Origin of the sequence: Bosea vaviloviae, assembly GCF_001741865.1 — a bacterium.
GTDB classification, from domain to species: Bacteria; Pseudomonadota; Alphaproteobacteria; order Rhizobiales; family Beijerinckiaceae; genus Allobosea; species Allobosea vaviloviae.
Window position 1 is genome coordinate 3,934,480 of record NZ_CP017147.1, and the last position, 24,313, is coordinate 3,958,792.

Annotated in this window: 24 protein-coding genes; 15 read left to right on the forward strand and 9 right to left on the reverse strand. The window is 64.9% G+C overall.

Annotation, left to right across the window (positions count from 1 at the left end; genetic code table 11):
- Nucleotides 1-30 precede the first annotated feature (30 nt).
- The 4 genes from BHK69_RS18030 (at nt 31) to BHK69_RS18045 (ending at nt 4,374) form a co-directional block, all read left to right on the forward strand.
- Nucleotides 31-1,221: a UxaA family hydrolase gene (locus BHK69_RS18030; RefSeq protein WP_069693769.1), complete on the forward strand. Its 1,191-nt coding sequence runs from the start codon at nt 31-33 to the stop codon at nt 1,219-1,221.
- Nucleotides 1,222-1,341: 120 nt separating this feature from the next.
- On the forward strand, nt 1,342-2,391 hold the full coding sequence (locus BHK69_RS18035; RefSeq protein WP_244548236.1) for a YeiH family protein: 1,050 nt from the start codon (nt 1,342-1,344) through the stop codon (nt 2,389-2,391).
- A 79-nt stretch (nt 2,392-2,470) separates the two neighbouring features.
- Complete coding sequence (locus BHK69_RS18040) at nt 2,471-3,400, forward strand: hydroxyacid dehydrogenase (protein ID WP_069691300.1); 930 nt, start codon at nt 2,471-2,473, stop codon at nt 3,398-3,400.
- Complete coding sequence (locus BHK69_RS18045; RefSeq protein WP_069691301.1) at nt 3,397-4,374, forward strand: Ldh family oxidoreductase; 978 nt, start codon at nt 3,397-3,399, stop codon at nt 4,372-4,374. Before BHK69_RS18040 ends, BHK69_RS18045 begins: the two co-directional genes overlap by 4 nt.
- An 11-nt stretch (nt 4,375-4,385) precedes the next feature.
- On the opposite strand, the gene BHK69_RS18050 is transcribed toward BHK69_RS18045, so the two are convergent.
- The 3 genes from BHK69_RS18050 to ade form a co-directional block, all read right to left on the reverse strand.
- Nucleotides 4,386-4,700, reverse strand: a complete 315-nt coding sequence (locus tag BHK69_RS18050; RefSeq protein ID WP_069691302.1) for a type II toxin-antitoxin system RelE/ParE family toxin — start codon at nt 4,698-4,700, stop codon at nt 4,386-4,388.
- The gene (locus tag BHK69_RS18055) at nt 4,687-4,944 is read right to left on the reverse strand and encodes a type II toxin-antitoxin system ParD family antitoxin (protein WP_244548237.1); all 258 of its coding nucleotides are present in this window, start codon (nt 4,942-4,944) and stop codon (nt 4,687-4,689) included. The genes BHK69_RS18050 and BHK69_RS18055 overlap by 14 nt, the downstream gene beginning before the upstream one ends.
- Nucleotides 4,945-5,020: 76 nt before the next feature.
- Complete coding sequence (gene ade, locus BHK69_RS18060; protein WP_069691304.1) at nt 5,021-6,721, reverse strand: adenine deaminase; 1,701 nt, start codon at nt 6,719-6,721, stop codon at nt 5,021-5,023.
- Between the two features lie 122 nt (nt 6,722-6,843).
- Here ade and BHK69_RS18065 point away from each other — a divergent pair, with 122 nt between their 5' ends.
- The 4 genes from BHK69_RS18065 to BHK69_RS18080 all read left to right on the forward strand — a co-directional run bounded on the left by BHK69_RS18065 (nt 6,844) and on the right by BHK69_RS18080 (nt 9,809).
- Nucleotides 6,844-7,542 carry a metal-dependent hydrolase gene (locus BHK69_RS18065; protein ID WP_069691305.1) on the forward strand — a complete coding sequence of 233 codons (699 nt, stop codon included), beginning with the start codon at nt 6,844-6,846 and terminating at the stop codon, nt 7,540-7,542.
- A gap of 77 nt (nt 7,543-7,619) precedes the next feature.
- On the forward strand, nt 7,620-7,907 hold the full coding sequence (gene gatC / locus BHK69_RS18070) for an Asp-tRNA(Asn)/Glu-tRNA(Gln) amidotransferase subunit GatC (RefSeq protein WP_069691306.1): 288 nt from the start codon (nt 7,620-7,622) through the stop codon (nt 7,905-7,907).
- 85 nt (nt 7,908-7,992) lie between these two features.
- The gene (gene gatA / locus BHK69_RS18075) at nt 7,993-9,507 is read left to right on the forward strand and encodes an Asp-tRNA(Asn)/Glu-tRNA(Gln) amidotransferase subunit GatA (protein WP_069691307.1); all 1,515 of its coding nucleotides are present in this window, start codon (nt 7,993-7,995) and stop codon (nt 9,505-9,507) included.
- Nucleotides 9,507-9,809, forward strand: coding sequence for a chorismate mutase (locus BHK69_RS18080; protein WP_069691308.1), 303 nt, complete (start codon nt 9,507-9,509; stop codon nt 9,807-9,809). Before gatA ends, BHK69_RS18080 begins: the two co-directional genes overlap by 1 nt.
- A gap of 197 nt (nt 9,810-10,006) precedes the next feature.
- On the opposite strand, the gene BHK69_RS18085 is transcribed toward BHK69_RS18080, so the two are convergent.
- Together BHK69_RS18085 and BHK69_RS18090 are read right to left on the reverse strand one after the other, a co-directional pair.
- Nucleotides 10,007-13,195, reverse strand: coding sequence for an efflux RND transporter permease subunit (locus BHK69_RS18085; protein ID WP_069691309.1), 3,189 nt, complete (start codon nt 13,193-13,195; stop codon nt 10,007-10,009).
- Nucleotides 13,196-13,266: 71 nt separating this feature from the next.
- Nucleotides 13,267-14,424 (reverse strand): efflux RND transporter periplasmic adaptor subunit, encoded by a 1,158-nt coding sequence (locus BHK69_RS18090; protein ID WP_069691310.1) that lies wholly within the window; start codon nt 14,422-14,424, stop codon nt 13,267-13,269.
- 229 nt (nt 14,425-14,653) lie between these two features.
- On the opposite strand from BHK69_RS18090, the gene gatB reads away from it, so the two are divergent.
- Genes gatB through BHK69_RS18105 form a run of 3 tightly spaced genes read left to right on the forward strand, consistent with a single transcriptional unit; the run spans nt 14,654 to nt 17,193 of the window.
- The gene (gatB, locus tag BHK69_RS18095; protein ID WP_069691311.1) at nt 14,654-16,135 is read left to right on the forward strand and encodes an Asp-tRNA(Asn)/Glu-tRNA(Gln) amidotransferase subunit GatB; all 1,482 of its coding nucleotides are present in this window, start codon (nt 14,654-14,656) and stop codon (nt 16,133-16,135) included.
- Entirely contained in the window at nt 16,132-16,638 is a 507-nt protein-coding gene (locus tag BHK69_RS18100; RefSeq protein ID WP_158516236.1) for a GNAT family N-acetyltransferase, read from the forward strand. Before gatB ends, BHK69_RS18100 begins: the two co-directional genes overlap by 4 nt.
- Before the next feature lie 60 nt (nt 16,639-16,698).
- The gene (locus tag BHK69_RS18105; protein WP_069693772.1) at nt 16,699-17,193 is read left to right on the forward strand and encodes a GNAT family N-acetyltransferase; all 495 of its coding nucleotides are present in this window, start codon (nt 16,699-16,701) and stop codon (nt 17,191-17,193) included.
- A gap of 36 nt (nt 17,194-17,229) precedes the next feature.
- Here the strand turns inward: BHK69_RS18105 and BHK69_RS18110 are convergent, their stop codons facing one another.
- Nucleotides 17,230-17,805, reverse strand: a complete 576-nt coding sequence (locus BHK69_RS18110) for a hypothetical protein (RefSeq protein ID WP_069691312.1) — start codon at nt 17,803-17,805, stop codon at nt 17,230-17,232.
- Between the two features lie 353 nt (nt 17,806-18,158).
- Between BHK69_RS18110 and BHK69_RS18115 the strand changes: the two genes are divergently transcribed.
- Nucleotides 18,159-18,866: a glutathione S-transferase N-terminal domain-containing protein gene (locus tag BHK69_RS18115; protein ID WP_069691313.1), complete on the forward strand. Its 708-nt coding sequence runs from the start codon at nt 18,159-18,161 to the stop codon at nt 18,864-18,866.
- 154 nt (nt 18,867-19,020) lie between these two features.
- Here the strand turns inward: BHK69_RS18115 and BHK69_RS18120 are convergent, their stop codons facing one another.
- The gene (locus tag BHK69_RS18120) at nt 19,021-19,443 is read right to left on the reverse strand and encodes a DUF2147 domain-containing protein (protein WP_083269520.1); all 423 of its coding nucleotides are present in this window, start codon (nt 19,441-19,443) and stop codon (nt 19,021-19,023) included.
- 355 nt (nt 19,444-19,798) lie between these two features.
- Here BHK69_RS18120 and BHK69_RS18125 point away from each other — a divergent pair, with 355 nt between their 5' ends.
- Together BHK69_RS18125 and ndk are read left to right on the forward strand one after the other, a co-directional pair.
- Nucleotides 19,799-20,068: an SEL1-like repeat protein gene (locus tag BHK69_RS18125; RefSeq protein WP_069691314.1), complete on the forward strand. Its 270-nt coding sequence runs from the start codon at nt 19,799-19,801 to the stop codon at nt 20,066-20,068.
- 92 nt (nt 20,069-20,160) lie between these two features.
- On the forward strand, nt 20,161-20,583 hold the full coding sequence (gene ndk / locus BHK69_RS18130; protein WP_069691315.1) for a nucleoside-diphosphate kinase: 423 nt from the start codon (nt 20,161-20,163) through the stop codon (nt 20,581-20,583).
- Nucleotides 20,584-20,691: 108 nt separating this feature from the next.
- Here ndk and BHK69_RS18135 read toward each other — a convergent pair whose 3' ends face one another.
- Together BHK69_RS18135 and BHK69_RS18140 are read right to left on the reverse strand one after the other, a co-directional pair.
- Nucleotides 20,692-21,120 (reverse strand): MerR family transcriptional regulator, encoded by a 429-nt coding sequence (locus BHK69_RS18135; protein ID WP_069691316.1) that lies wholly within the window; start codon nt 21,118-21,120, stop codon nt 20,692-20,694.
- A gap of 104 nt (nt 21,121-21,224) precedes the next feature.
- A complete protein-coding gene (locus tag BHK69_RS18140; RefSeq protein WP_148663481.1) occupies nt 21,225-22,046 on the reverse strand; it encodes a MipA/OmpV family protein in 822 nt (273 codons plus the stop codon).
- Nucleotides 22,047-22,222: 176 nt separating this feature from the next.
- Here BHK69_RS18140 and BHK69_RS18145 point away from each other — a divergent pair, with 176 nt between their 5' ends.
- The gene (locus tag BHK69_RS18145; RefSeq protein WP_069691318.1) at nt 22,223-24,310 is read left to right on the forward strand and encodes a molybdopterin-containing oxidoreductase family protein; all 2,088 of its coding nucleotides are present in this window, start codon (nt 22,223-22,225) and stop codon (nt 24,308-24,310) included.
- The last annotated feature ends 3 nt before the right edge of the window (nt 24,311-24,313 follow it).

A 24,313-nucleotide genomic window follows, 5' to 3' on the forward strand; every position in this document is an offset into this window, starting at 1 on the left:
AAGATCGAGGCGCCCGAATTCAAGGCTCCGATGGTTCGGCGTCCGACCGGTCGCAGCCTCGATGCCTTCCATGGCTGGCGTCGCGAGAACGGCCGCGTCGGCGTGCGCAACCATGTGCTGCTGCTGCCGCTGGACGATCTCTCCAACGCCGCCTGCGAGGCCGTCGCCAACAACATCAAGGGCACGCTGGCGATCCCGCATGCCTATGGCCGCCTCCAGTTCGGCGAGGACCTCGACATCCATTTCCGCACCCTGATCGGCACCGGTGCGAATCCCAATGTCGCCGCGGTGGTCGTGATCGGCATCGAGGATGGTTGGACCAAGCGTGTCGTCGACGGCATCGCCGCCACCGGCAAGCCGGTCGTCGGCTTCGGTATCGAGGGCCATGGCGACATCGCCACCATCGCCAAGGCCTCCTATGTCGCCAAGGAGTTCGTGCAATGGGCGAGCGAATTGCAGCGCGAGAAATGCGGCATCGAGGAGCTCTGGGTCTCCACCAAATGCGGCGAGTCCGACACGACGACGGGGCTCTCCTCCTGCCCGACGGTCGGCAACATGTACGATAAATGGATCCCGCGCGGCATCCACGGCGTCTTCGGCGAAACCTCGGAGATCACCGGCGCCGAGCATCTCTGCAAGGCGAGGGCTGCGACGCCCGAGGTCGGCGAGCGCTGGTACAAGATGTGGAAGGCCTACCAGGACGACGTCATCGAGGCGCACAAGACCGACGACCTCTCGGACTCGCAGCCGACCAAGGGCAACATCGCCGGCGGCCTGACCACGATCGAGGAGAAGGCGCTCGGTAATCTCGAGAAGATCGGCCGCGAGTGCAACTACATCGACATCCTGCAGCCGGCCGAGGCCCCGTCCAAGGGGCCGGGGCTCTACTATATGGACACCTCATCGGCCGCGGCCGAATGCGTGACGCTGATGGCTGCGGGCGGCTATGTCGTGCACACCTTCCCGACCGGGCAGGGCAACGTCATCGGCAATCCGATCGTGCCGGTCATCAAGATCACCGGCAACCCGAAGACGATGCGCACCATGCCCGAGCATATCGATGTCGACGTCTCCGGCATCCTGCGCCGCGACCTCACCATTCCCCAGGCCGGCGATGCGCTGATCCAGAACATCGTGCGCACCGCCAATGGCCGCTTGACCGCGTCTGAAGCATTGGGGCATCGCGAATTCTCGATGACCAAGCTCTACCGCTCGGCCTGAGCGACTGCTATCAGCCGGAGCGGCGACGCGAGCCGTCGCTTCGGCCCTGTTTTTGCTGAAGCCATCTGCTGAAGCCCATTTGCCGAAGCCATCTCGACCAGACGAGTCGGAGCCGCGTTCTTGCCCGTTGCGACAACTTCACCGCTGAGCGCCTGGCGCCCCCTTCTCGACGGCATCGCGCTCTCGGTCGTCGTCGCGGTTGCCTCCGTGCTGGTCGAGCCGCTGCTCAAGGCTGCGGCCGGTGGCCGTGTCGGCGTCCCCGCCGTCGTGATTGCGCTGGTGATCGGCATGCTGCTGCATCCCTTGGCCAACACCGTCCGCTTCGAGCCGGGCATGACCTTCTGCGTCAAGAAGCTGCTGCGGTGGGCGATCGGGCTGCTGGGCCTGCGCGTCGCGCTTGGCGACATCATTGCGCTGGGGCTCTCGACCGCGCTGCTCATCATCGCCTCGATGATCGTGACTGTGATCTGCGGCTTCCTGCTGGCGCGCTGGCTCGGCCGCGAAGCCGGGGTCGGCGCGCTTGCCGGCGTTGCAACGGCGGTCTGCGGGGCGTCGGCTGCGCTCGCGACCGCGACCGTGGTGCCCGATTATCGCGGCAAGGCGGCCGATGTCGCCTTCACCGTCATCGCCATGAACGCCTTCGCGACGCTGGCGATGCTGGCTTATCCCTTGATCTGCGCCTGGCTCGATCTCTCGCCGATGCAGACCGGCATCATGCTGGGCGCGACCATCCATGACGTCGCCCAGGTCGTTGGCGCCGGCCAGGCGGTCTCGGACGAGGCGGCCAATGCGGCGATCATCGTCAAGCTGTTCCGGGTGTTCATGCTGCTGCCCGCGGTGCTGGCCGTGGGCTGGTGGATGGTGCGCGAGGGCGGGCATGCCGAGCATGCGAAGGTACCGGTCCCGGTCTTCGCGATCGTCTTCCTCGGCCTGTGCCTGCTCAACAGCCTGCTGACGACGCAACCGGCGCTGGCGAGCGTCTATCTGCCGCTGCGCGACGCCTTGCTCGAGGTTTCGCGCTGGGGCTTGCTCATCGCCATCGCGGCACTTGGGCTAGGCACCTCCATGGCGGCGATGGCCCGCCTCGGCTGGCGGCACCTCGTGCTTGTCACGGGCACGAGTCTCGTCATCCTGGTTATCGTCACCGGCGGCCTGCTGGCGCTGGGCTGATCGGGGAATTCGAAATGCGGATGGTGGCTTTAAGGCGACCATACCTTTCAACTCTTGAATAAGAGCCGGCCGGGACCCCATGGCAGACATCATCATCACCGAATTCATGGATGAGGCCGCCGTTGCGATGCTACGCGCGCGCTACGAGGTCCATCATGACCCCGAGCTTTTCGGCAAGCCGGACGAATTGGCGGAGCTGGTTGCGCAATCTCCCGCCTTGATCGTACGCAATCAGACGCAGGTGAGGGGGGGCGTGCTCACCGCAGCCAAGGCGCTCAAGGTCGTCGGGCGGCTCGGCGTCGGGCTCGACAATATCGACATGGAAGCCTGCACGGCGCGTGGCATCAAGGTTTTCCCAGCGACCGGCGCCAACAGCCTGTCCGTGGTCGAATACGTCATCGGCAGCGCGATGGTGCTGCTGCGTGGCGCCTATTTCGCCAATGCCGCGATGGTCGCCGGAGAATTTCCCAAGACCAAGCTGATCGGCCGCGAGATCGCCGGCAAACGGCTCGGCCTGGTCGGCTTCGGCGCGATCGCGCGCGATGCCGCCAACCACGCCCGCCTGCTCGGCATGAACGTCGTCGCCTACGATCCCTACGTGCCAGAGGACGATCCGGACTGGCAGGCGACCCAGCGTCTCGACCTCGATGCGGTCCTCTCCAGCGCGGATGTCATCAGTATCCATTTGCCGCTGACGCCGGAAACGCGCGGATTGATCGGCAAGGAGGCCTTCGCCCGGATGAAGCCGGACGCTGTGCTAGTCAATGCAGCGCGCGGCGGCGTCATGGATGAAGAGGCGCTGATCGCGGCGCTGAAGGGTGGCAAGCTCGGCGGCGCGGCGCTCGATGTCTTCGAGGAGGAGCCTTTGCGCGAGGGCGGGAAGCGCTTCGCCGGGACGCCCAATCTGATCCTGACGCCGCATATCGCGGGCAACACGGTCGAGTCGAATGGCCGCGTCTCCGGTCTCGTCGCCGAGCGCGTCATGGCCGCGCTGGAGGGCCGGATATGACAAAGCTGTCGTTCGAGGCGGTCGAAACCAGGCTCGCGGACCTGTTCGCGGCGGCCGGTGCATCTCCCGCCAATGCGGCCTCCGTCGCCTGGGCGCTCGTCATGGCCGAGGCTGATGGGCTCAAAGGCCATGGCCTGTCGCGCGTGCCGACCTATCTCGCCATGCTCAGATCCGGCAAGATCGACGGGCAAGCAGTGCCGGTCGCACGCCGGCCCAAGCCCGGCGTGCTGGCGATCGACGCCGGCCATGGCTTCGCCTATCCGGCGATCGACCTCGCCGTCATCGAATTGCCGGTACTCGCCCGCGAGCAGGGCGTGGCGATCGCCCCGATCCGGCGTTCGAACCATTGCGGCGCAGCAGGCCTCCATGTCGAGCGATTGGCCGAGCAGGGGCTCGTTGCACTGCTTTTCGCCAACACGCCGGCGGCGATCGCGCCTTGGGGCGGGGCGAAACCCGTCTTCGGCACCAATCCGATCGCCTTTGCCGCGCCGCTCGCCGGCCGCGATCCTCTGGTCATCGACATGGCTCTGTCGAAGGTCGCGCGCGGACCGATCGTGGCGGCCAGGCAGAAGGGCGAAGCCATTCCCGAAGGCTGGGCGCTCGACCCGGCGGGGAAGCCGACGACCGATGCTGCGGCTGCGCTCGCCGGCACCATGGTTCCGCTCGGCGACGCCAAGGGCGCGACGCTGGCGCTGATGGTCGAGATCCTCGCCGCCTCGCTGGTCGGCGCCCATTTCGCCTTCGAGGCCTCGTCCTTCCTCGACGACAAGGGCGGTCCGCCCGACACCGGCCAGCTTATCCTCGCGATCGACCCCTCCGCCATGGGCGGTCATTGGTTCGGCGAACGCATGCGGATGCTGGCGCATGCGATCGAGGACCAGGACGGCACAAGGCTGCCAGGCGTCAGGCGCTTGAATCTGCGTGCGAAGGCGAGGGCGGAAGGGATTGAGGTCGCTGAGGAATTGCTTCGCTAGTCGTGGCCGTTTCAGTCTTTTTCCTCGGCGATGGCGCCCTCAAGATCGCGGCCACCATAGAGGATCCGAAGGATGACGACCGACGAACCATCGATCCGAAAGGCGATCGTAACTCTGCGGTCGATTCCAAATGTCCGCAGACCTGTCATCAGATGGTCGCGACGTGTTCCGCGCTCTGGGAAGTCGGATAACGCGTCATAGCTCGATTGAATGCGCCGGACATAGGTAATCGCAATCGCCGGGCTCGCGCGCTCCGATATCCAATTGTAGATCGCTTTGAGGTCCTGCCTAGCGGCCGGCCGGACGACGATGTCAAACTTGCCCACGAGGCGGTGATACGCGCTGGCGGTGATATTCCTCAAGTTCCTCAAATACCTGCGCGGCTGGGATTGAGGGCCGTGGATCGGCCAGGGCCTCTTCGACCTTGGCCTTCAGGATCGCGTCGAATTCGCGTTCCTCGCGCTCCAAGGCTCGCAAGCCGGCGCGTAGGACCTCGCTTGCCGAAGCATAGGCCCCAGACTCGACACGCGCCTCCACCTTTGCCTGCATCTCGCCCAGCGTCACTGTCATGGGGCGACTGGTTCTGGCCATAGATTACTCCTTGCCCGCGAAATGTATGACACCGTCATGCTAGCGACAAGCGGGGTCACACGAAATCGAACCGGTCCACATCGACCAGCCCTTTATCGGTGATCTTGAGATGCGGGATCACCGGCAGCGTCAGGAAGGCTACTTGCAGGAAGGGCTCGGCTAGCACGACGCCGAGCGCCTTGGCAGCGGCGCGCAGATCCTCAAGCCCGTGCCTGACGACCTCGAAAGGCTGGTCGCTCATCAGGCCGGCGACAGGCAACGCCAGCTCGGCCGTCACGACACCTCTGTCGGCCACGGCGAAACCGCCACCGGTTTCGATCAATCGATTGGCAGCCGCGGCCATGGAGGCCTCGTCCACGCCGACGACGCAGAGATTATGGCTGTCATGGCCGACCGATGAGGCGATGGCGCCATGCTTCATGCCGAAGCCATGGACGAAGCCGGTGGCGATGCCGCCGGATTTGCCATGGCGTTCGATCACCGTGACCTTGACCGCGTCCTGCGCCAGATCGGGCAGCGCTTCGCCGTCGCGTGAGAGCAGGGCCATGCTCAGTCGCTCGGTGATGATGCGGCCGGGCACGACGCCGATCACCGGTGTTTCGCCCTTGCGAGCGATCGCCTTGAAATCCGCCGGTGTGAGCTGCCGATTTTTGACACTGCCGAGCCCGACAGGCGCGACCGGGATGCGATCTGCAAACAATGCGTCCTCGACCCGCCGGCCGCCGGCAAAGACGATCTTCGGGCGGCAGGTTGCGAGATCATCGAGCAGCACGATGTCGGCGCGTTTGCCCGGCCCGATGAAGCCGCGATCGAACAGTCCGAAATTCCGCGCGGCCGAGAGCGTCGCGACGCGGTACGTCGCCAGCATATCCGCGCCATGGGCGATGGCCGTGCGGATCATGTAGTCGAGATGGCCTTCCTCGGCGATGTCGAGCGGATTGCGGTCATCGGTGCAGAAGGCGAGGAAGGGCGAGGCGTCGCGGCTGATCAGCGGTATCAGCGCATGCAGGTCCTTCGAGACCGAGCCTTCGCGGATCAGGATGGCCATGCCCTTGGCGAGCTTTTCGCGGGCCTCGTCGGCGGTCGTGGTTTCGTGATCGGTGCGAATGCCGGCCGAGAGATAGCCGTTGAGGTCCATGCCCCGCACAAGCGGCGCGTGGCCGTCGATATGCCGGTGCGAAAAGGCCTCCAGCTTGGCCAGGCAGCCGGGATCGCGATGCAGCAGGCCGGGAAAATTCATGAACTCGGCCAGCCCGATCACCTTGGGATGGTCCATCAGGGCAACGAGATCGGCCGCCTCCAGCCTCGCGCCGGCGGTCTCCAGATGGGTCGCCGGCACACAGCTCGAAAGCTGGACGCGCAGATCCATGCGCATCGCCTCGGCGCAGGCCAGGAAATAGCTGATGCCCTCGACGCCCAACACATTGGCGATCTCATGGGGGTCGCAGATCGCGGTCGTCACGCCATGGGGCAGCACGCAGCGCTCGAATTCGAGCGGCGTCACCAGCGAGGATTCGACATGCAGATGCGTGTCGATGAAGCCCGGCACGGCGATGAGGCCGGTCGCATCGAACTCGACCTTGCCCTGATAGGAGCCGTAGGTGCCGACGATGGTGTCGCCGCAGAGCGCGATATCGGTCTCGACCAGCCCGCCCGTGACGAGGTCGAGGAGCCGCGCACCGCGGATGACGAGGTCGGCCGGCTCGTCGCCGCGTCCCTGGGCAATCCGGCGGGCGAGGGTTGCGGCGTCGGTCATGGCGCTGATTCCGTATGGCAGGGATGCGGAAGCCTGCACGCAGCCCGGCGGATTGTCGACTTGGAGGCGAGAGCCTCCCGGCCTAGATAGTCGAACGCCATTCCCTTTGCCCGGAGACCGCGATGAAACTCACCTGGTTCGGCCATTCCGCCTTTCGCCTCGATCTCGACGGGGCCTCGCTGCTGATCGACCCGTTCTTCACCGGCAATCCGGCCTTCGAAGGCGATGTCGCCGCGGCCTCCAAGGGGGTCAGCCACATCGTCATCACCCATGGCCACGGTGACCATATCGGCGATGCGCGTGCGATCGCCGAAGCGAATGGCGCGACTGTGATCACCAATTACGATCTGTGCATGTACCTCGCCTCCAAGGGACTCAAGAAATTCGAGCCGATGAACACCGGCGGGACGGTCGATCTTGGCGCCTTCAGCGTCAGCTTGGTGCGCGCCGACCATTCCGCAGGCTTGGTCGAGGCCGGCGTGATCTGTCCGCTCGGCAGCGCCAATGGCGCGGTCATCAAGGCCAAAGGCGAGAAGACGCTCTGGCATATGGGGGATACTGACATCTTCCCAGGCATGGACCTGATCAGCGAGATCCATGGCGTCGAGATCTGCATCTGCCCGATCGGCGACCGTTTCACCATGGGCGGAAAGACTGCGGCGCTCGCCATGACGCGCTTCGTTCGGCCCAAGGTCGCAATCCCTTGCCATTACGGCTCCTTCCCGATCATTGATCCTAACGCCGACGCCTTCGTCGCCGCATTGAAGGGCAGCGACGTGCAGGCGCTGGTGCCGAAGAAGGGCGAAGCGGTTTCGCTTTGATCAGTCAGTCATTACTGACTTACGTGTTTGACGCCCGCGCGCTATAGCGCGGGCAAATCATTTTTCAGGAGCCCGCCATGTCGGTCGACCTCGCCACCGTCAAGCGCGTCGCGCATCTCGCACGCATTGCCGTTCCGGAAGCCGATTTGCCCAAGCTGCAAGGCGAGCTCAACGCGATCCTCGGCTTCGTCGAGCAGTTGAACGAGGTCGATGTCGCGGGCGTCGAGCCGATGACCTCGGTGACGCCGATGGCGATGAAGCTGCGGGCCGACATCGTGAATGACGGCGAGATCGCCGACACGATCGTCGCCAACGCGCCAGCGTCCGAAGATAATTATTTCATGGTGCCGAAGGTGATCGAATAGGCGCGAGAAGCGCCTATTCGATCATCCTCGGGGGCGCGAAGCGCAACCCGGGGATCTCCTGACGTTTGCTGAACGGATATCCCACGTGACCGATCTCACCCGCCTGACCCTGACCGAGGCCCGCGATGGGCTGAAGGCGAAGACCTTTTCCGCAACCGAAATCACCAAGGCCCATATCGCCTCGGTCGAGAAGGCGCGCGCGCTCAACGCCTATGTGCTCGAGACGCCCGAGCATGCCCTGAAGCAGGCGGCGGCCTCGGACGCCAAGCTCGCGAAAGGCGAGGGCGGCCCGCTGGAAGGCCTGCCGCTCGGCATCAAGGATCTGTTCGCCACCAATGGTGTGCGGACCACGGCCGGCTCGAAGATTCTCGGTAACTTCGTGCCGGCCTATGAATCGACCGTGTCGAGCCAGCTTTGGCGCGACGGCGCGGTCATGCTCGGCAAGCTGAACAACGACGAATTCGCCATGGGTTCGTCGAACGAGACCTCGGCCTTCGGCCCCGTGGTCAATCCCTGGCGGCGCAAGGGCTCTAATGTCGGGGCAGGAGCGACGGGTGCGATCGAAGGCGCCCATCTCGTTCCCGGCGGCTCGTCCGGTGGCTCGGCTTCGGCCGTTGCGGCCGATCTCTGCCTGGCCGCGACCGCGACCGACACCGGCGGTTCGATCCGCCAGCCCGCCGCCTTCACCGGCACGGTCGGCATCAAGCCGACCTATGGCCGCTGCTCGCGCTGGGGCATCGTCGCCTTCGCCTCCTCGCTCGATCAGGCCGGGCCGATCGGCAAGACGGTGCGCGACTGCGCCGTGATGCTACGCTCCATGGCGGGCCATGATCCCAAGGACACCACCTCGGTCGATATGGCCGTGCCGGATTACGAGAAGGCAGTCGGCCGCTCCGTGAAAGGCATGAAGATCGGCATTCCCCGGGAGTATCGGCTCGAAGGGCTCAATTCCGAGATCGACGCGCTCTGGCAGAAGGGCATTGACTGGCTGAGGGCGGCCGGCGCCGAGATCGTCGAGATCTCGCTGCCGCATACGAAATACGCCTTGCCGGCCTATTACATCGTTGCCCCGGCCGAGGCCTCGTCCAATCTCGCGCGCTATGACGGCGTGCGCTACGGCCTGCGCCAGCAGGGCCGCGACATCGTCGAGATGTATGAGAAGACCCGCGCCGAAGGCTTCGGCGCCGAGGTCAAGCGCCGCATCATGATCGGCACCTATGTGCTCTCGGCCGGCTATTACGACGCCTATTACCTGCGTGCCCAGAAGGTCCGCACCCTGATCAAGCGCGATTTCGACCAGGCCTATGCGGCCGGCATCGACGCCGTGCTGACGCCGGCGACGCCGTCGGCGGCTTTCGGCATCGGCGAGAAGGGCTCGGCCGACCCGGTCGAGATGTATCTCAACGACATCTTCACGGTGACGGTGAACATGGCCGGCCTGCCCGGCATCGCCGTGCCGGCCGGGCTGGACAGCCAGGGTTTGCCGCTTGGCCTTCAGCTCATCGGCCGGCCCTTCGACGAGGAGACGCTGTTCTCGCTCGGGCAGGTGATCGAGGACGCGGCCGGGCGTTTCCCCGTGAGCGAGCGTTGGTGGGGCTGATGGGCGAGCGCGATTGTCTCGACCTTCCCGCTCTGGCGGGGCTGAGGCGGGAGATCGACGCCATCGATGCCGAGTTCGTCACGCTGCTGCGCCGGCGGCTCGACGTCGTCGAGCGCGTGCTGGTGGTCAAGCGGGGCGACGGCCTGCCGGCGAATATTCCCGCGCGGGTCGAGCAGGTGGTCGAGACCGTCAGGGAAAGGGCGCAGGAGGCGGGCCTTCCGCCGGAATTGGCCGAGACCCTGTGGCGGCCGCTGATCGGCTGGACCATCGCCTATGAGGAAGGTCGCCTGGCGCGGAACTGATCTAAAAATTCGGCACAGCCAGGGCCGGAAATTGAAAGGGCCTTCCGCGTTACGCGGAAGGCCCTTTTTCTGTCAGAGCAGGATGCGAAAAAGTGGGCACCGGTTTTTCGCATTGATCCTGCTCTCACTTTTAGATGAGAGACGGATTCAGATTTCAGCTGGGATCACTTCGTGAGCCCAGCTGAAATCATACGGCTCTAATGCGTGGGCTGTGCCGTGTGAGGCGTCGGGTCGATTGCCTTCTTCTTGCCGCGCAGCTCCGCCATCCAACGCACGATGACGTAGAAGGCCGGGGTGAAGATCAGGCCGAAGAAGGTCACGCCGATCATTCCCGAGAACACCGCCACGCCGAGCACCTGGCGCATCTCCGCGCCAGCGCCGATCGAGATCGTCAAGGGCAGCACGCCGAGGATGAAGGCGAGCGAGGTCATCAGGATCGGCCGCAACCGGGTCCTGGCCGCGGCGACCGCGGCCTCGCGCCGGCTCATGCCCTCGTCCTCGGCCTGCTTGGCGAATTCGACGATCAGGATCGCGTTCTTCGCGGCGAGGCCGACAAGCACGACGAGACCGATATCGACCAGAACGTTGCGGTCGAAGCCCTTGTAGCCGACGCCGACCATCGCCGCGAGAATACACATCGGCACGATCAGGATGACCGCGAGCGGCAAGGTCCAGCTCTCGTACAGCGCTGCCAGCAGCAGGAAGACGAAGACGACAGCGAGGCCGAAGGCGATGATCGCGGTATTGCCGGCGAGTTTCTCCTGCAGCGCGATCTCGGTCCATTCGAAGCCGAAGCCGGCCGGCAGCACTTGGCTCGCGATCTTCTCCACGGCTGCGATGCCCTGGCCCGTCGAGAAGCCGCGCGCCATCGACAGCTGCACCTCGGCTGCCGGGTAGAGGTTGTAGCGCGGCACGCGATAGGCGCCGGTCGTGTTCGAGAAGGTCGCGACCGAGCCGATCGGCACCATCTCGCCATCGGCATTGCGCGTCTTCAAGGCGGCGACGTCGCGGACGTCGAGCCGATAGGGGTTGTCGGCCTGCGCCGTCACCCGGAAGGTGCGGCCGAGGATGTTGAAGTCGTTGACGTAAGCCGAGCCCATATAGATCGAGAGGGTCTCGAACACACGGGTCACGGGCACACCGAGCATTTCCGCCTTGGTCCGGTCGATATCGGCAAAGATCTGCGGCGTCTTGGTCGAGAACAGGGTAAAGGGCTGCTGGATGCCCGGAGACTGCCCCGCAGTTCCTGCCACGGCCCAGGTCGCGCCTTCCAGCGCGGCGAGGCCGCGCCCGCCCTTGTCCTGGACGTAGCCCTTGAGACCGCCGCCATTGCCGATGCCGGGAACGGCCGGAGGCTCGATCACCAGGGAGAAGGCCTCGTTGATCTGGAACAGCTGGGTGCGCAGGTCGTTGAGGATGCCCTGGGTCGTCAGGCCGGCCTTGGCCCGTTCCCTGAAATCCGTAAGGGTGACGAAGGCGACGCCGGCATTGGGCGCCAAGGTGAAGGTCGCGCCATCAAGACCGGCAAACGCAACGGCATGGGCGACGCCGGGTCGCGACAGCAGCTTGTCGGTCGCCTTGCGGATGACCTCGTCCGTTCGCGGCAGGGAGGAGCCGGCAGGAAGCTGGAAGACGGCAATGAAGTAGCCGCGGTCGAGCTGCGGCACCAGGCCGGTCGGGATCGTATTGAGGCGCCACCCGGCGAGTGCGATCAGGGCTGCATAAACGATAAGCATCAGCACGCTGACGCGAATGAGACGCGAGGTCACCGCGCCATAGCCGCGCGAGAGCCAGTCGAAACCCTTGTTGAAATATTTGAAGAACCAGCGGATCGGCGCGCCGAGCGCTGCGAAGAATCCCTTCGGCTCCTCATGGCTGTGCGGCTTCAGCAGGATCGCCGACAAGGCCGGCGACAGCGTCAGCGAGACGAAGCACGAGATCATCGTCGAGGCCGCGATGGTCACCGCGAACTGCTGGTAGAACGTGCCTTGCAGGCCGGTGATGAAGGCGGTCGGGATGAACACGGCGCAGAGCACCAGCGCGATCGCGAGCAGGGCGCCGCCGACCTCGTCCATGGTCTTGTGTGCAGCGTCCTTGGCGCTCATCCCTTGCGCGAGATAACGCTCGACATTCTCGACGACGACGATCGCATCGTCGACGACGATGCCGATCGCCAGCACGAGCGCGAGCAGCGAGATCGTGTTGAACGAGATTCCGACCGCGCTCATGACCAGGAAGGTGCCGACCAGCGAAACCGGGATCGCGATGATCGGGATGATCGCGGCGCGCCAGGTCTGCAGGAACAGGATCACGACGATGACGACGAGCACAATCGCCTCGAGCAGCGTCTGCACGACCGCGGAGACGGATTCCCCGATGAACTCCGTTGGGTTGTAGACGATCTTGTATTCGAGGCCGCCCGGGAAGTCCTTCGACAGCGTCTGCATCGTCTTGATGAGGGATTCGGAGGCCGCCAGCGCGTTCGAGCCCGGACGCTGGAAGACACCGATCGCGACCGCTTCCTTGTTGTCGAGATAGGAGTTCGACAGGTAGTCCTGCGCACCGAGTTCGACGCGGGCGATGTCGCGGATGCGGATCGTGCCGGCATCGGCGTCGGAGCGCACGACGATGTCGTAGAACTCTTCGATGCTGGTGAGACGTCCGAGCGTGTTGACCGAGAGCTGGAAGGCGCCGTCCGACTTGGCCGGGGGCTGGTTGATCGCGCCCGCCGCGACCTGGATGTTGGCGGCGCGGATCGAGGCGACGACATCGCCGGCGGTCAAGTTGCGCGACGCGACCTTGGCCGGATCGAGCCAGACCCGCATCGAATAATCGCGCGCGCCGAAGACCTGGACGTCGCCGACGCCGTCGACGCGGGTCAGCACGTCCTTGACGTTCAGCGTGGTGTAGTTCGAGACGTATTGCTGGTCGCGCGAGCCGTCGGGCGACAGCATGTGGATGACCATCAGGAAGTCGGGAGAGGCCTTGCGGACCTGCAGGCCGAGCGTGCGCACATCCTGAGGCAGGCGCGGCTCGGCCGCGGAGACGCGGTTCTGCACCAGCACCTGGGCCTGGTCGACATCGGTGCCGGCCTTGAACACGACGCTGATCGTGACGCGCCCGTCGCCGGTCGATTGCGACGAAATATAGAGCATGTCGTCGACGCCGTTGACCTCCTGCTCGATCGGGGCCGCGACCGTCGAGGCGACGACTTCGGCCGAGGCGCCGGGATAGGTCGCGGTGATCGTGACGGTCGGCGGGGCGATCTCGGGATATTCGGCGATCGGCAGGCCGCGCTGGGCGATTGCGCCCGCGATGGTCAGAAGGATCGACAGCACGGTCGCGAAGATCGGCCGGTCGATGAAGAAATGCGCGAAACGGAACATGGGCGTTTCCTGGCCGGAAGGCAGGGCGGACGGCGAGGCGCCGTCCGTGGCTCAGATCGGGTAGCGAACGGTCAGTTCGTGCCGGTCGGCTTGATCTCGCCGGGTTGCGGCGTCACCGTCCCGCCCGGGCGCACCATCGGGTTGGCGAGGCCGCCGATGATGACCTGGTCGGTGGGAGCGAGGCCTTCGCGGATCACGCGTAGACCACCGCTGATCTGGCCGAGCACGACGGGCTTGGGCACGACCTTGTTCTCGGGGCCGATGGTCAGGACGATCTTGCTGGCCTGGTCGGAGACGATGACGGTGTCGGGCACGAGCAAGGCATCGGCCTCGCCGGCGAAGAGGCGCAGCCGCCCGAACGTGCCCGGCGTCAGGAACTGGTCCTTGTTCTCGAACACGGCGCGGCCGCGGATGGTGCCGGAGCGGGCGTTCAGAGCGTTGTCGACGAAGTCGATCTTGCCCCTGCGCTTCCACTCGCGCTCATCCGCCAGGCGCACTTCGGCCGGGCTGCCTTCTTCGCGGCTGGTGACCTTGCGCAGGTCCTTGGTCAGCCGCGAATAGCGCAGGTAATCGGCCTCCGAGGCATCGAAGACGAAGTTGATCGGGTCGACGGCGACGATCGTGGTCAAAAGCGTCGCGCCCGACTGTCCGCCGGCGACGAGGTTGCCCGGGTCGACGCGCCGGTTGGAGATGCGTCCGGCGAGGGGAGCGCGCACCTGGGTCCATTCGAGATTGAGCTCGGCCGTCTTGAGGTTGGCCTCGGCTCCCTGCAGGGTGCCGATCGCACTGTTGAGGTTGGCGCGGCGCTGGTCGATGTCGCGGGCCGTGATGGTCCGGTTCTGGGTCAGGCCCTCGGCGCGCTCGACCTCGTTCTGTGCCAGCTCGACCTGCGCCTTGGCGCGCGCCACATCGGCGCGCGAGACATCGACCGAGAGCCGGTAGGGACGCGGATCGATGGTGAAGAGCAGGTCGCCCTTCTTGACGAGATCGCCGTCACGGAAATGCAAGGAATCCAGGAAGCCCGAGACCCGGGCGCGAATTTCGACCTGCTCGCTTGCCTCGAAACGGCCGGTATACTCGTCCCAGTTGGTGACGCGCTTGGCGAGCGGAGCCGAGACCTGCACGGGCGGCGCCGGCGGCGCGCCCTGGGCGAGGGCCGCGGCGGCGACGAAAGTCAGCGCGGCGGAAGTGATGACGAGTCCGAAACCTGTGGCGCGGCGATATGTCATGGACGGACTCCGGATAGCAGGACCGGCGCAACCAGCGAGGGTTTCCGGATTTTGCTGCAAGAAGGGGATCGGGCTGACGATTGTCAAGATCGTTCACTCGACACTAAGGCAAACAGGGGCCAAATACGCCACAATACGGCCAAGTGGTGACAGGAGGGCAACAGCCGCTTGCCGGCCGCGCGCCGAAATCGTAACCCGTAGCCGAGATTTTCAAGTCGAAAGAGCCAAGATGAACGCGCATGTTCGCCCCGCCGACCCCAAGAAGCTGATCAAGGGAGCGACCGGCGATTGGGAAGTGGTGATCGGCATGGAGATCCATGCACAGGTAACCTCCAATGCGAAACTCTTCTCCGGCGCCTCCACGGCGTTCGGCGCCGAGCCGAACGAGCATGTCAGCCTCGTCGATGCCGCCATGCCGGGCATGCTGCCGGTCATCAATGCCGAGTGCATCCGCCAGGCCGTGCGCACCGGCTTGGGCCTCAACGCCCAGATCAACAACCGTTCGGTCTTCGACCGCAAGAACTACTTCTATCCCGATCTGCCGCAGGGTTACCAGATCAGCCAGTACAAAAGTCCGATTGTGGGTGAGGGCGAGATCGTCGTTGATCTGTCGCCGACCGAGCAGATCACGGTCGGCATCGAGCGCCTCCATTTGGAGCAGGACGCCGGCAAGTCGATCCATGACCAGCATCCGACGATGAGCTTCGTCGATCTCAATCGCTCGGGCGTGGCACTGATGGAGATCGTCTCGAAGCCGGATCTGCGCTCGGCCGAAGAGGCGCGCGCCTATGTCACCAAGCTGCGCACCATCATGCGTTATCTCGGCACCTGCGACGGCGACATGGAGAAGGGCAATCTGCGCGCCGACGTGAACGTCTCGGTCCGCAAGCCCGGCGCGGAGCTGGGTACGCGCTGCGAGATCAAGAACGTCAACTCGATCCGCTTCATCGGCCAGGCCGTCGAGGTCGAGGCGCGCCGCCAGATCGGCATCATCGAGGATGGCGGCAAGATCGACCAGGAGACGCGGCTCTATGATCCCGGCAAGGGTGAGACGCGCTCGATGCGCTCCAAGGAAGAGGCGCATGACTACCGCTATTTCCCGGATCCGGACCTGCTGCCGCTCGAATTCGACGACGCCTTCGTGGCGGAGCTGAAGAGCGTCCTTCCGGAATTGCCGGATGCCAAGAAGGCGCGCTTCATCGCGGAATACGGCCTCTCGCCCTATGACGCCGCGGTACTGGTCGCCGAGCGCGAGCAGGCGGACTATTTCGAGGCCGTGGCCAAAGGCCGCGACGGCAAGGCCGCCGCCAACTGGGTGATCAACGAACTGTTCGGCCGCTTGAACAAGGAGGGCCAGGATGTCGGCTCCTCGCCAGTCTCGGCTTCCCAGCTCGGCGGGCTGGTCGAGTTGATCGGCGAAGGCGTCATCTCGGGCCGGATCGCTAAGGACCTGTTCGAGATCCTCTGGTCCGAAGGTGGCGACCCGCGCACCATCGTCGAGGCGCGCGGCATGAAGCAGGTCACCGATACCGGCGCGATCGAGAAGGCGGTGGACGAGCTGATCGCCGCCAATCCCGACAAGGTCGAGCAGGTCAAGGCGAAGCCGACCATGCTGGGCTGGTTCGTCGGCCAGGCGATGAAAGCTTCGGGCGGAAAGGCCAACCCGCAGGCCCTGAACGAGATCCTGAAAGCCAAGCTGGGCATCGAGTGACGCCAGACGGTCTCATCATCCGCGACGCGCTGCCCGCCGATCTCCCGGCGGTGCGCGGTCTGCTGGTCGAGACCTGGCATGCGACCTATGACGGCATCTATGGCTGGCAGCGCGTCGCCGAGATCACCAATGCCTGGCATTCGCTGGAGAACCTCTCGGCCCAGCTCGGGCGCGAGAGCGGGGCCTTTCTCGTCGCCCTGGTCGGCGAGGAGATCATCGCAACCTCCTCGGCGCGGCTGGAGCGCGACCGCGCAGCGCTGCTGACGAGGCTCTATGTCCTCCCGAGCTATCAGGGCATCGGTGTTGGTCGCACGCTGCTGCAGGTGACGCTGGCCTGTTTTCCGCAGGCCCCGGTCGCGCGCTTGGAGGTCGAGAGCCAGAACGAGCCGGCCATCGCTTTCTACGAGCGCATGGGTTTTTTCCTGCAGCGCCAGGCCCGCTTCGACGGGCGCGAGGACACCCCGAACACACTGCTGATGGCGAAGCGGCTCTTCGCCGAGTGATAGCGCTCGCGGTCCGGCTGCTGGCGAATTTCTAGTGATGACGAGATGAAGGATCAGAGCATGAGCCGCAGCCCCATCGATCCCGCGGAGATCACGATCCGCGAGGCTGTGCGGGCCGATGCGCCCCGCATCGCCACCCTGATCATGCTGGGCGCGGCGCGGCAGGCCAAGAGCCCGGAGGAGATCGCCGTCGAGGTCGCTCATCCAGCTTACCTCGATGCTTTCGACGAGATCGCGGCCAGCCCTCACAACACATTATTCGTGGCGGAGCGGCTGGGGCGGGTCGTCGGCACCTTCCAGGTCACGCTGATCCCCGGGCTCGTCGCGCGCGGCCGCAAGCGGGCCAAGATTGAAAGCGTCCATGTCGCGCCCGAGAGCCGCAGCCTCGGCATCGGCGCCGTGATGATGCGCCACGCGCTCGCCTTCGCTGGGGAGAAGGGTGCGGGCCTCGTCGAGCTGACCTCCGACAAGGCTCGGACCGATGCGCATCGCTTCTACGTCAATCTCGGCTTCGTCCAGAGCCATGAAGGCTTCAAATTCGTGATCGCGCCGTAGCGGCCGGTCCGTGCCGCTTCAAAAGGCCTCGAGGTCTCAAAAGGCTTGCAGAATCCAGAGAAGCTGCATCGAGAGATGGAGCGCGGCCACGGCGATCTGCACGGATCGCCGTGCGACGAGGAAGCCTACGAGGCACAGGGCGAGGCCGATGGGAACCTGCAGCAGATAAGCGCTGCTCAACTGGTTCCAGCGCTCCGTGCCCTTGATCAGCGTATCCGTCACGTCGAGGGCAAAGGTCGCCGCCAGCAGGCTGAAGAACCAGCGGCGCCTTTTGATGAAGAAGTCCTCATAGCCCACATATTCCGAGATGTTGTCGGGAAAGAGCAGCGCCGCCAGCATGTAGAGGACGACGGCATAGCCGATGAGGAAGGTGAAGACGCCGAAATTCCAGACGGGAATCCGCGAGAGTGCGAATTCCCACCACCAGAACAGGATCAGTTCGAGCAGGATCGAGCCGGCCCAGAGCAGGTGGATCAGCGACAGGCGGTGGCGGGCGGGATGCTGGATGAAGCCGGCCGTACCGGTCAGCAGCCGGGTCACGCCGAGCCCGGTGACCATGCCCATGACAATCCGGACATGGGCGAAGAGTTCTTGCGACGGAACATTCTCCATGGGGCGTCCATAACCTGCTTGGCGCGGCGAGCCTAGAGTGTTTTCGAGCGAAGTGGATACCGGGTCGTATGAAGAAAGCGCGTTAGAACAATGACATAGAGCGAATTTCGACCAACTGGATCGGAAATTGCGCTCTTTCCTCGGCAAAGGAAACGGATGCTGGTCTTGGGGAGGAGGCTGCAAAGGCAAAGCGCTGCGGCCGTTCGAGCGCGAGTGCCGCCTTCCTCCGCGGTCTCGCCTTTCGCCCGCCCTCACGACATGGCGAGGCCGCTCAGGGCGCGGGGTCCGGTGCTTCCAGGACGGTGCGGGCGAGACTAGATCTGTCGCATCCAGCAACCGACGGGAAGCGCAGTATGGCACAAGTTCAGACCAATCCGATCGATCTCCACTACTGGCCGACGCCGAATGGCTGGAAGATCACCATCATGCTCGAGGAGTGCGGGCTGCCCTACACCGTCATTCCCGTGAACATCGGCAAGGGCGACCAGTTCAAGCCGGAATTCCTGGCGATCTCGCCCAACAACCGCATGCCCGCGATCGTCGATCCCGAGGGGCCGGATGGGAAGCCGATCTCGGTCTTCGAATCCGGAGCGATCCTGCAATATCTCGGTCGCAAGACCGGAAAGTTCTATCCCGCGGACGAGCGTGGCCGCGTCGCCGTCGATGAATGGCTGTTCTGGCAGATGGGCGGCTTTGGCCCGATGCTCGGCCAGACCCATCATTTCCGACTCTATGCGCCCGAGCAGCTGCCCTATGCCATCGAGCGCTATACCAATGAGGCGAACCGCCTCTACGGCGTCCTGAACAAGCGCCTCGCCGGTCGCGACTACATCACCGGCGATTATTCGATCGCCGACATGGCTTGCATCGGTTGGGCACGCGGTTGGGAGCGCCAGGGCCAGGACATCAAACAGTTTCCGCATGTCGAGCGCTGGATCGCGACGATGCTGGCACGCCCGGCCGTCGAACGTGGTCTTGCCGTCGCTTCGGAGCTGCGCAAGCCGCCGGAGCAGCGCACGCCCGAGGAGCACGCGATGCTATTCAACCAGAAGGCGCGCTGAACGCAGCCCCGCCGTCATGCTCGCCCTTGTGGCGAGCATCCACGTCTTGAACGTCGCGCTCCACAGATGAAGACGTGGATGGTCGGGACGAGCCCGACCATGACGAAAGCGGTGCGACGCCGGTCTATGGCCCGAAGACGACCTCCTTCGCGCGTCAGTTCGCCCGTGACCACTTCACCGAGCGGCAGATCAGCCCGCCGAGCACGCAGCCTGATGTCGTCAGCGCCTCGCCTGCCAACGTCATCGTGCCCGAATAGGTCTTGCCGTCCTCGGGGTTGAAGGCGCTGCCGCTCCACTTGCCGGCGCCGGCCGGCTTCATATCGTAGAAGATGCGCTGGCCGACCTTGGCAGGACCGTTGGGATCCTTGAGCCAAGCGATGGTGCCGCAAACCGCTTCACCGCATTTGGCGAAGCGGACGCGCGAGGCGCCGGTGTCGCGCAGCCATGTGCCGGTGACATCCTGGGCCATGGCAGGTGTCGCGCCCATTCCGATCAGAAGCCCAAGACCCAGAAGCGCAAGACCCAGAACCCCAAGACCCAGAAGCTTGGGGCGGCCTGCGATTGCATGCGTGTTCATGTCGATCCTCCCTTGTCCGACCAGCTATGCTGCATGGTTCAGATATGAACCATATCGGAGGCGCGACCCGTCTCCAAGCCTGCTTTAACGGGAGGATGAAGCGGGTAACCGCGCGCCAAGGTGAACGTCGCGTCAACGCGGCGAAGGCTGACCCAACGGGAGGATCTTGAAATCACGTGGCTTTTCGCGCGGCCAGCATGAATCGATCGTTGATTTAACCCGGCGATTACATCTCGTTGAGCTTCGATTCATCGCGATTTTTAGCGGCCTCTTTAAGGGCTGCGGCCAAATCTCACCGTCACAAGCCGCGGCCTTGGACGGGTGCTCGGCGCAACAGGACAAGAGGGTGGTTGTCATGGCACGCATGGAAATGAGCGCGATTCCCGCTTCGCTGGTGATCCCGACGGAAGCCTCCGCCGAGGCCTATTACGAACTTGGGCTGATGTATGCCGCAGGCCGCAATCAGCCGGTCGACCTCGTCGCGGCGCAGAAATGGTTCAACGTCGCCCTGGCGCGCGGTTGTGGCCGGGCGGCTGCCCATCGCCAGGAACTGGCGCTCGAATTGACCCGCGACGAGATCGCCGAGGCGCTGCGCGAGGCCCGCAGCTTCCTGACGCGCCACTAGCGTCCCGCTGAAACGCCCGGGAGCCTTGTGGGGCGGAGAGGCGGCCGCTATAAGCGCGCCGCATTCTCCAGAAATTCCCCAAGGATATATCGATGGCTGTCCAGCGTACCTTCTCCATTCTCAAGCCCGATGCGACGCGGCGCAATCTCACCGGCGCGGTCAACGCGGTCATCGAGAAGGCCGGCCTGCGCATCGTTGCGCAGAAGCGCATCCAGATGAGCAAGGCCCAGGCCGAGACCTTCTATGCGGTTCACTCGGCACGTCCGTTCTTCGGCGAGCTGGTCGAGTTCATGATCTCCGCCCCGGTCGTGGTGCAGGTTCTCGAAGGCGAGAACGCGATCGCGACCTATCGCGACGTGATGGGCGCCACCAACCCGGCCAATGCCGCCGAGGGCACGATCCGCAAGCTCTTCGCCCAGTCGGTCGGCGAGAACACCGTGCACGGCTCCGACGCGCCCGAGACGGCCGCGATCGAGATCGCGCAGTTCTTCGCCGGCAACGAGATCGTCGGCTGATCTCTCAAAATCCACGCCGTCGTCCTGGGCAAGCCGCGTAGCGGCGCCGTTTTTGGGATGACGGTGGGGTGCGTGATGTGCAGGCGGGCTCTCGAGCCCGCCTTTTTTTCACGCCACGCGGTGGTCGTGCAGGCAATGGCCGTGATCGGCGAGCGATTCGATCACCCGGCATTCGGCTACGCGGCCGTGCTGGCATTCGCCGACCATGCGCTGGAGCTCGCCGCGCAGTGATTGGAGCTGGGCGATGCGCCGCTCGACATCGGCGAGATGGCGTTGCGCGATGCTGTCGGCCCGGTCGCATGACGCCTGCGGCTCGGCCGCCATAGCCAGCAATTCGCGGATATCGTCGACGGCAAAGCCGAGATCGCGCGCATGCCGGATGAAGCGCAGGCGCTGCAGATGAGCGTCGCCATAGCTGCGGCGGTTGCTCTGCGTACGAACGGCGGCGGGCAGGAGCCCGATCTCCTCGTAGAAGCGGATGGTCGGAACCTTGACGCCTGTCGCCTCCGACAGCGCGCCGATCGGCATCTGTTCCATCGCGGCGGCCTCCTAATCCTCTAGAGACTAGAGGATATAGCGTATAGGCCTTGCCGATGAAACCCCGTGGCCTGATCCTGGCTCACGGGGTTCGGAGTTCGCGCTCAGAAGCCGAGATCGAAGGCGTAGCTCGCCGAGATGCCGAGCGTGATCGAGTCGCGCGAGCCATAGGTTCTCACGATCGGCGACTTGGCGGCATCGCCGACCAGGCGCTTGTACTCGATATAGGTCGTGGTTGAGAGACGCTCGGACCAGTTATAGGTCGCCTGCGCGATCGCGCCGTAGGAATGGACCCCGGCATTGTAGCGCTGCAGCAGCCCGCCGGTGCCGGCGACACCGGGATAGGAGCCGAAATAGGTCCGCAGATAGTCGGCGCCGACGATGCTCATGCGCGGGCCGGCACCGAACGACCATTGGCCGACCCTGGCGATGGCGTCGAGCTTGAGTTCAGCGACCAGCGCGTCATGGGCGATGAAGCCGCGCCGCAGATCGACGCGGGCGCGCAGCCAGGAGGCCGGGTAGAACTCGGCGAAGCCGCCGGCCTCGAAGCCGAATTTCGTATCGGGAACCGCGACCAGAGCGGGGTTGGTGCTGGCCTTGCGCTCCCAGAGCAGATTGCCGGAGAAGCCGATGCGCCAGCCCTTGCCGGAGAAGAAGCCGATCGAGAGCGCGTCATCCTCGGCCACCCACCAGGTGCTCTTCACGCCCTTGCCGAGCGAGATGATCGGGCGCGGCCGGAAGACGTAATTGTTGGAGCCTGAATAATCGGGCTGGTAGCGCAAGCCGGCTCCCAGCGTCAGATTCCAATGCTGCGCGGATTCAGGCGAGGTGAGGGTGCTGTAGTCGCTCGACTGCGCCAAAGCGCGCTGGCCGGACGAAAGGACGAGACAGGCCAGCAGGCCCGCCAGGAACGCAACGCAACGCATCGATGAGAACTCCGGCGCCGAGGCGCCTTTACCGAACACAACCTCACTCAACTTGACTCGTTAGTGTTAACCGCCGGTTGACGCTCGCGCGCCGGCTGCGTCGAGAGGTGCCGAGAAAGGCATGGCTGCCCGCGTCCGCCATTTCTCCTGCTCTGAACTTCGTCTAATAAGCAATTATGACCGAGCTTCCCCGCATCGCCCATCTGCCATCCGTTTGCCCGCATGACTGCCCTTCCGCCTGCTCTCTCGAGGTCGAGGTCATCGATGGGCGCAGCATCGGGCGGGTGCGCGGCAGCAAGCGCCAGAGCTACACGGACGGGGTGATCTGCGCCAAGGTCGCGCGCTATTCCGAGCGCATCCACCATCCCGACCGGCTGCTGCATCCGCTGCGCAGGACCGGGCCGAAGGGATCGGGCCAATTCGAGCGGATTTCCTGGGACGAGGCACTCGACGAGATCGCTCGCCGTTTCCTGGCGATCGAGCATGAGCACGGCGCGCAGGCCATCTGGCCCTATTACTATGCAGGCACGATGGGCCTCGTCATGCGCGACGGCATCAACCGCCTGCGCCACGCCAAGGGCTATTCCGGCCAGTATTCGACGATCTGCACCACCATGGCCTGGACCGGCTTCATCGCCGGCACGGGCCGCCTCGCGGGACCCGATCCGCGCGAGATGGCCAAGTCGGACTGCGTGGTGATCTGGGGCACCAACGCCGTGCATACCCAGGTCAATGTGATGCACCACGCCGTCAAGGCGCGGAAGACGCGCGGCGCCAAGATCGTCGCCATCGACATCTATCACAATGCCACGCTCGCCCAGGCAGACCTCGCTTTGGTGCTGCGGCCGGGCACGGATGCGGCGCTGGCCTGCGCGGTGATGCATGTCCTCTTCCGCGATGGCCATGCCGACCGCGACTATCTGGCGCAGCACACCGACGCTCCAGACGAGCTGGAAGCGCATCTCACCGACCGCACTCCGGAATGGGCGGCTGCCATCACCGGGCTCGAGGTCGCGCAGATCGAGGAGTTCGCGGCCCTCGTCGGCACGCGCAAGAAGAGCTTCTTCCGGCTGGGCTATGGCTTCGCGCGCCAGCGCAATGGTGCGGTCTCGATGCATGCGGCGCTGTCTGTGCCAACCGTTACAGGAGCCTGGCAATATGAGGGCGGCGGCGCCTTCCACAGCAACAGCGGCATCTACAAATGGCGCAAGAGCCTGATCGAAGGGCTCGACCTCATCGATCCGAAAATCCGCCAGCTCGATCAGTCGCAGATCGGCCGGGTGCTCACCGGCGATGCGCAGGCGCTGCGGCAGGGCGGGCCGGTCAAGGCGCTCTTCATCCAGAACACCAACCCGGTTTCGGTCGCGCCCGAGCAGGAGCTGGTCAAGCAGGGCTTTGGGCGCGACGACCTCTTCACCGTCGTCCATGAGCAGTTCATGACCGAGACGGCCGGGATGGCCGATATCGTGCTGCCGGCGACCCAGTTCATGGAGCATGACGACATCTATCAGGGCGGCGGCCACCAGCACATCATGTGGGGCGGCAAGCTGGTCGACCCGCCGGGCGAATGCCGCTCGAACCACGAGGTCATCTGCGCGCTCGCCGAGCGGCTCGGTGTGCAGCATCGCGGCTTCCAGATGTCGCCGCGCGAGATCGTCGACTGGACATTGCGCGAGAGCGGGCGCGGCACGCTCGACGAATTGATTGCCAATGATTTCCACGACGTACAGCCGGATTATCGCACGGCGCATTATCTCGACGGCTTCGGCTACCGCGACAAGAAATTCCGCTTCAAGCCCGATTGGCCGAAGGTGCCCAACGCCAATGCCGGTACGGTTGGCCCATACTTGCAGATGCCGACATTGCCCGACTACTGGGCCGTCATCGAGAATGCTGATGCCGAGCATCCCTTCCGCCTGGCGACGAGCCCGGCGCGCAGCTTCCTGAACTCGACCTTCACCGAGACCCCGGGCTCCCAGAAGAAGGAGGGGCGTCCAACCTTGATGCTGCATCCCGACGATGCGGAAAAGCTCGGCATCGCGGCCGATGACGAAGTCATGGTCGGCAACAGCCGCGGCAGCGTGTATCTCCATGCCGTGCTGTTCGAGGGCTTGGTGCGGGGTGTCGTCATCGCCGAGTCGATCTGGCCCAATGCGGCGCACAGGCATGGCCGTGGCATCAACACAATCACGGGGGCAGACGCCGTCGCGCCCTTCGGCGGCGCTGCTTTTCATGACGTGAAGGTGTGGATCAAGCGGGCGTGACCT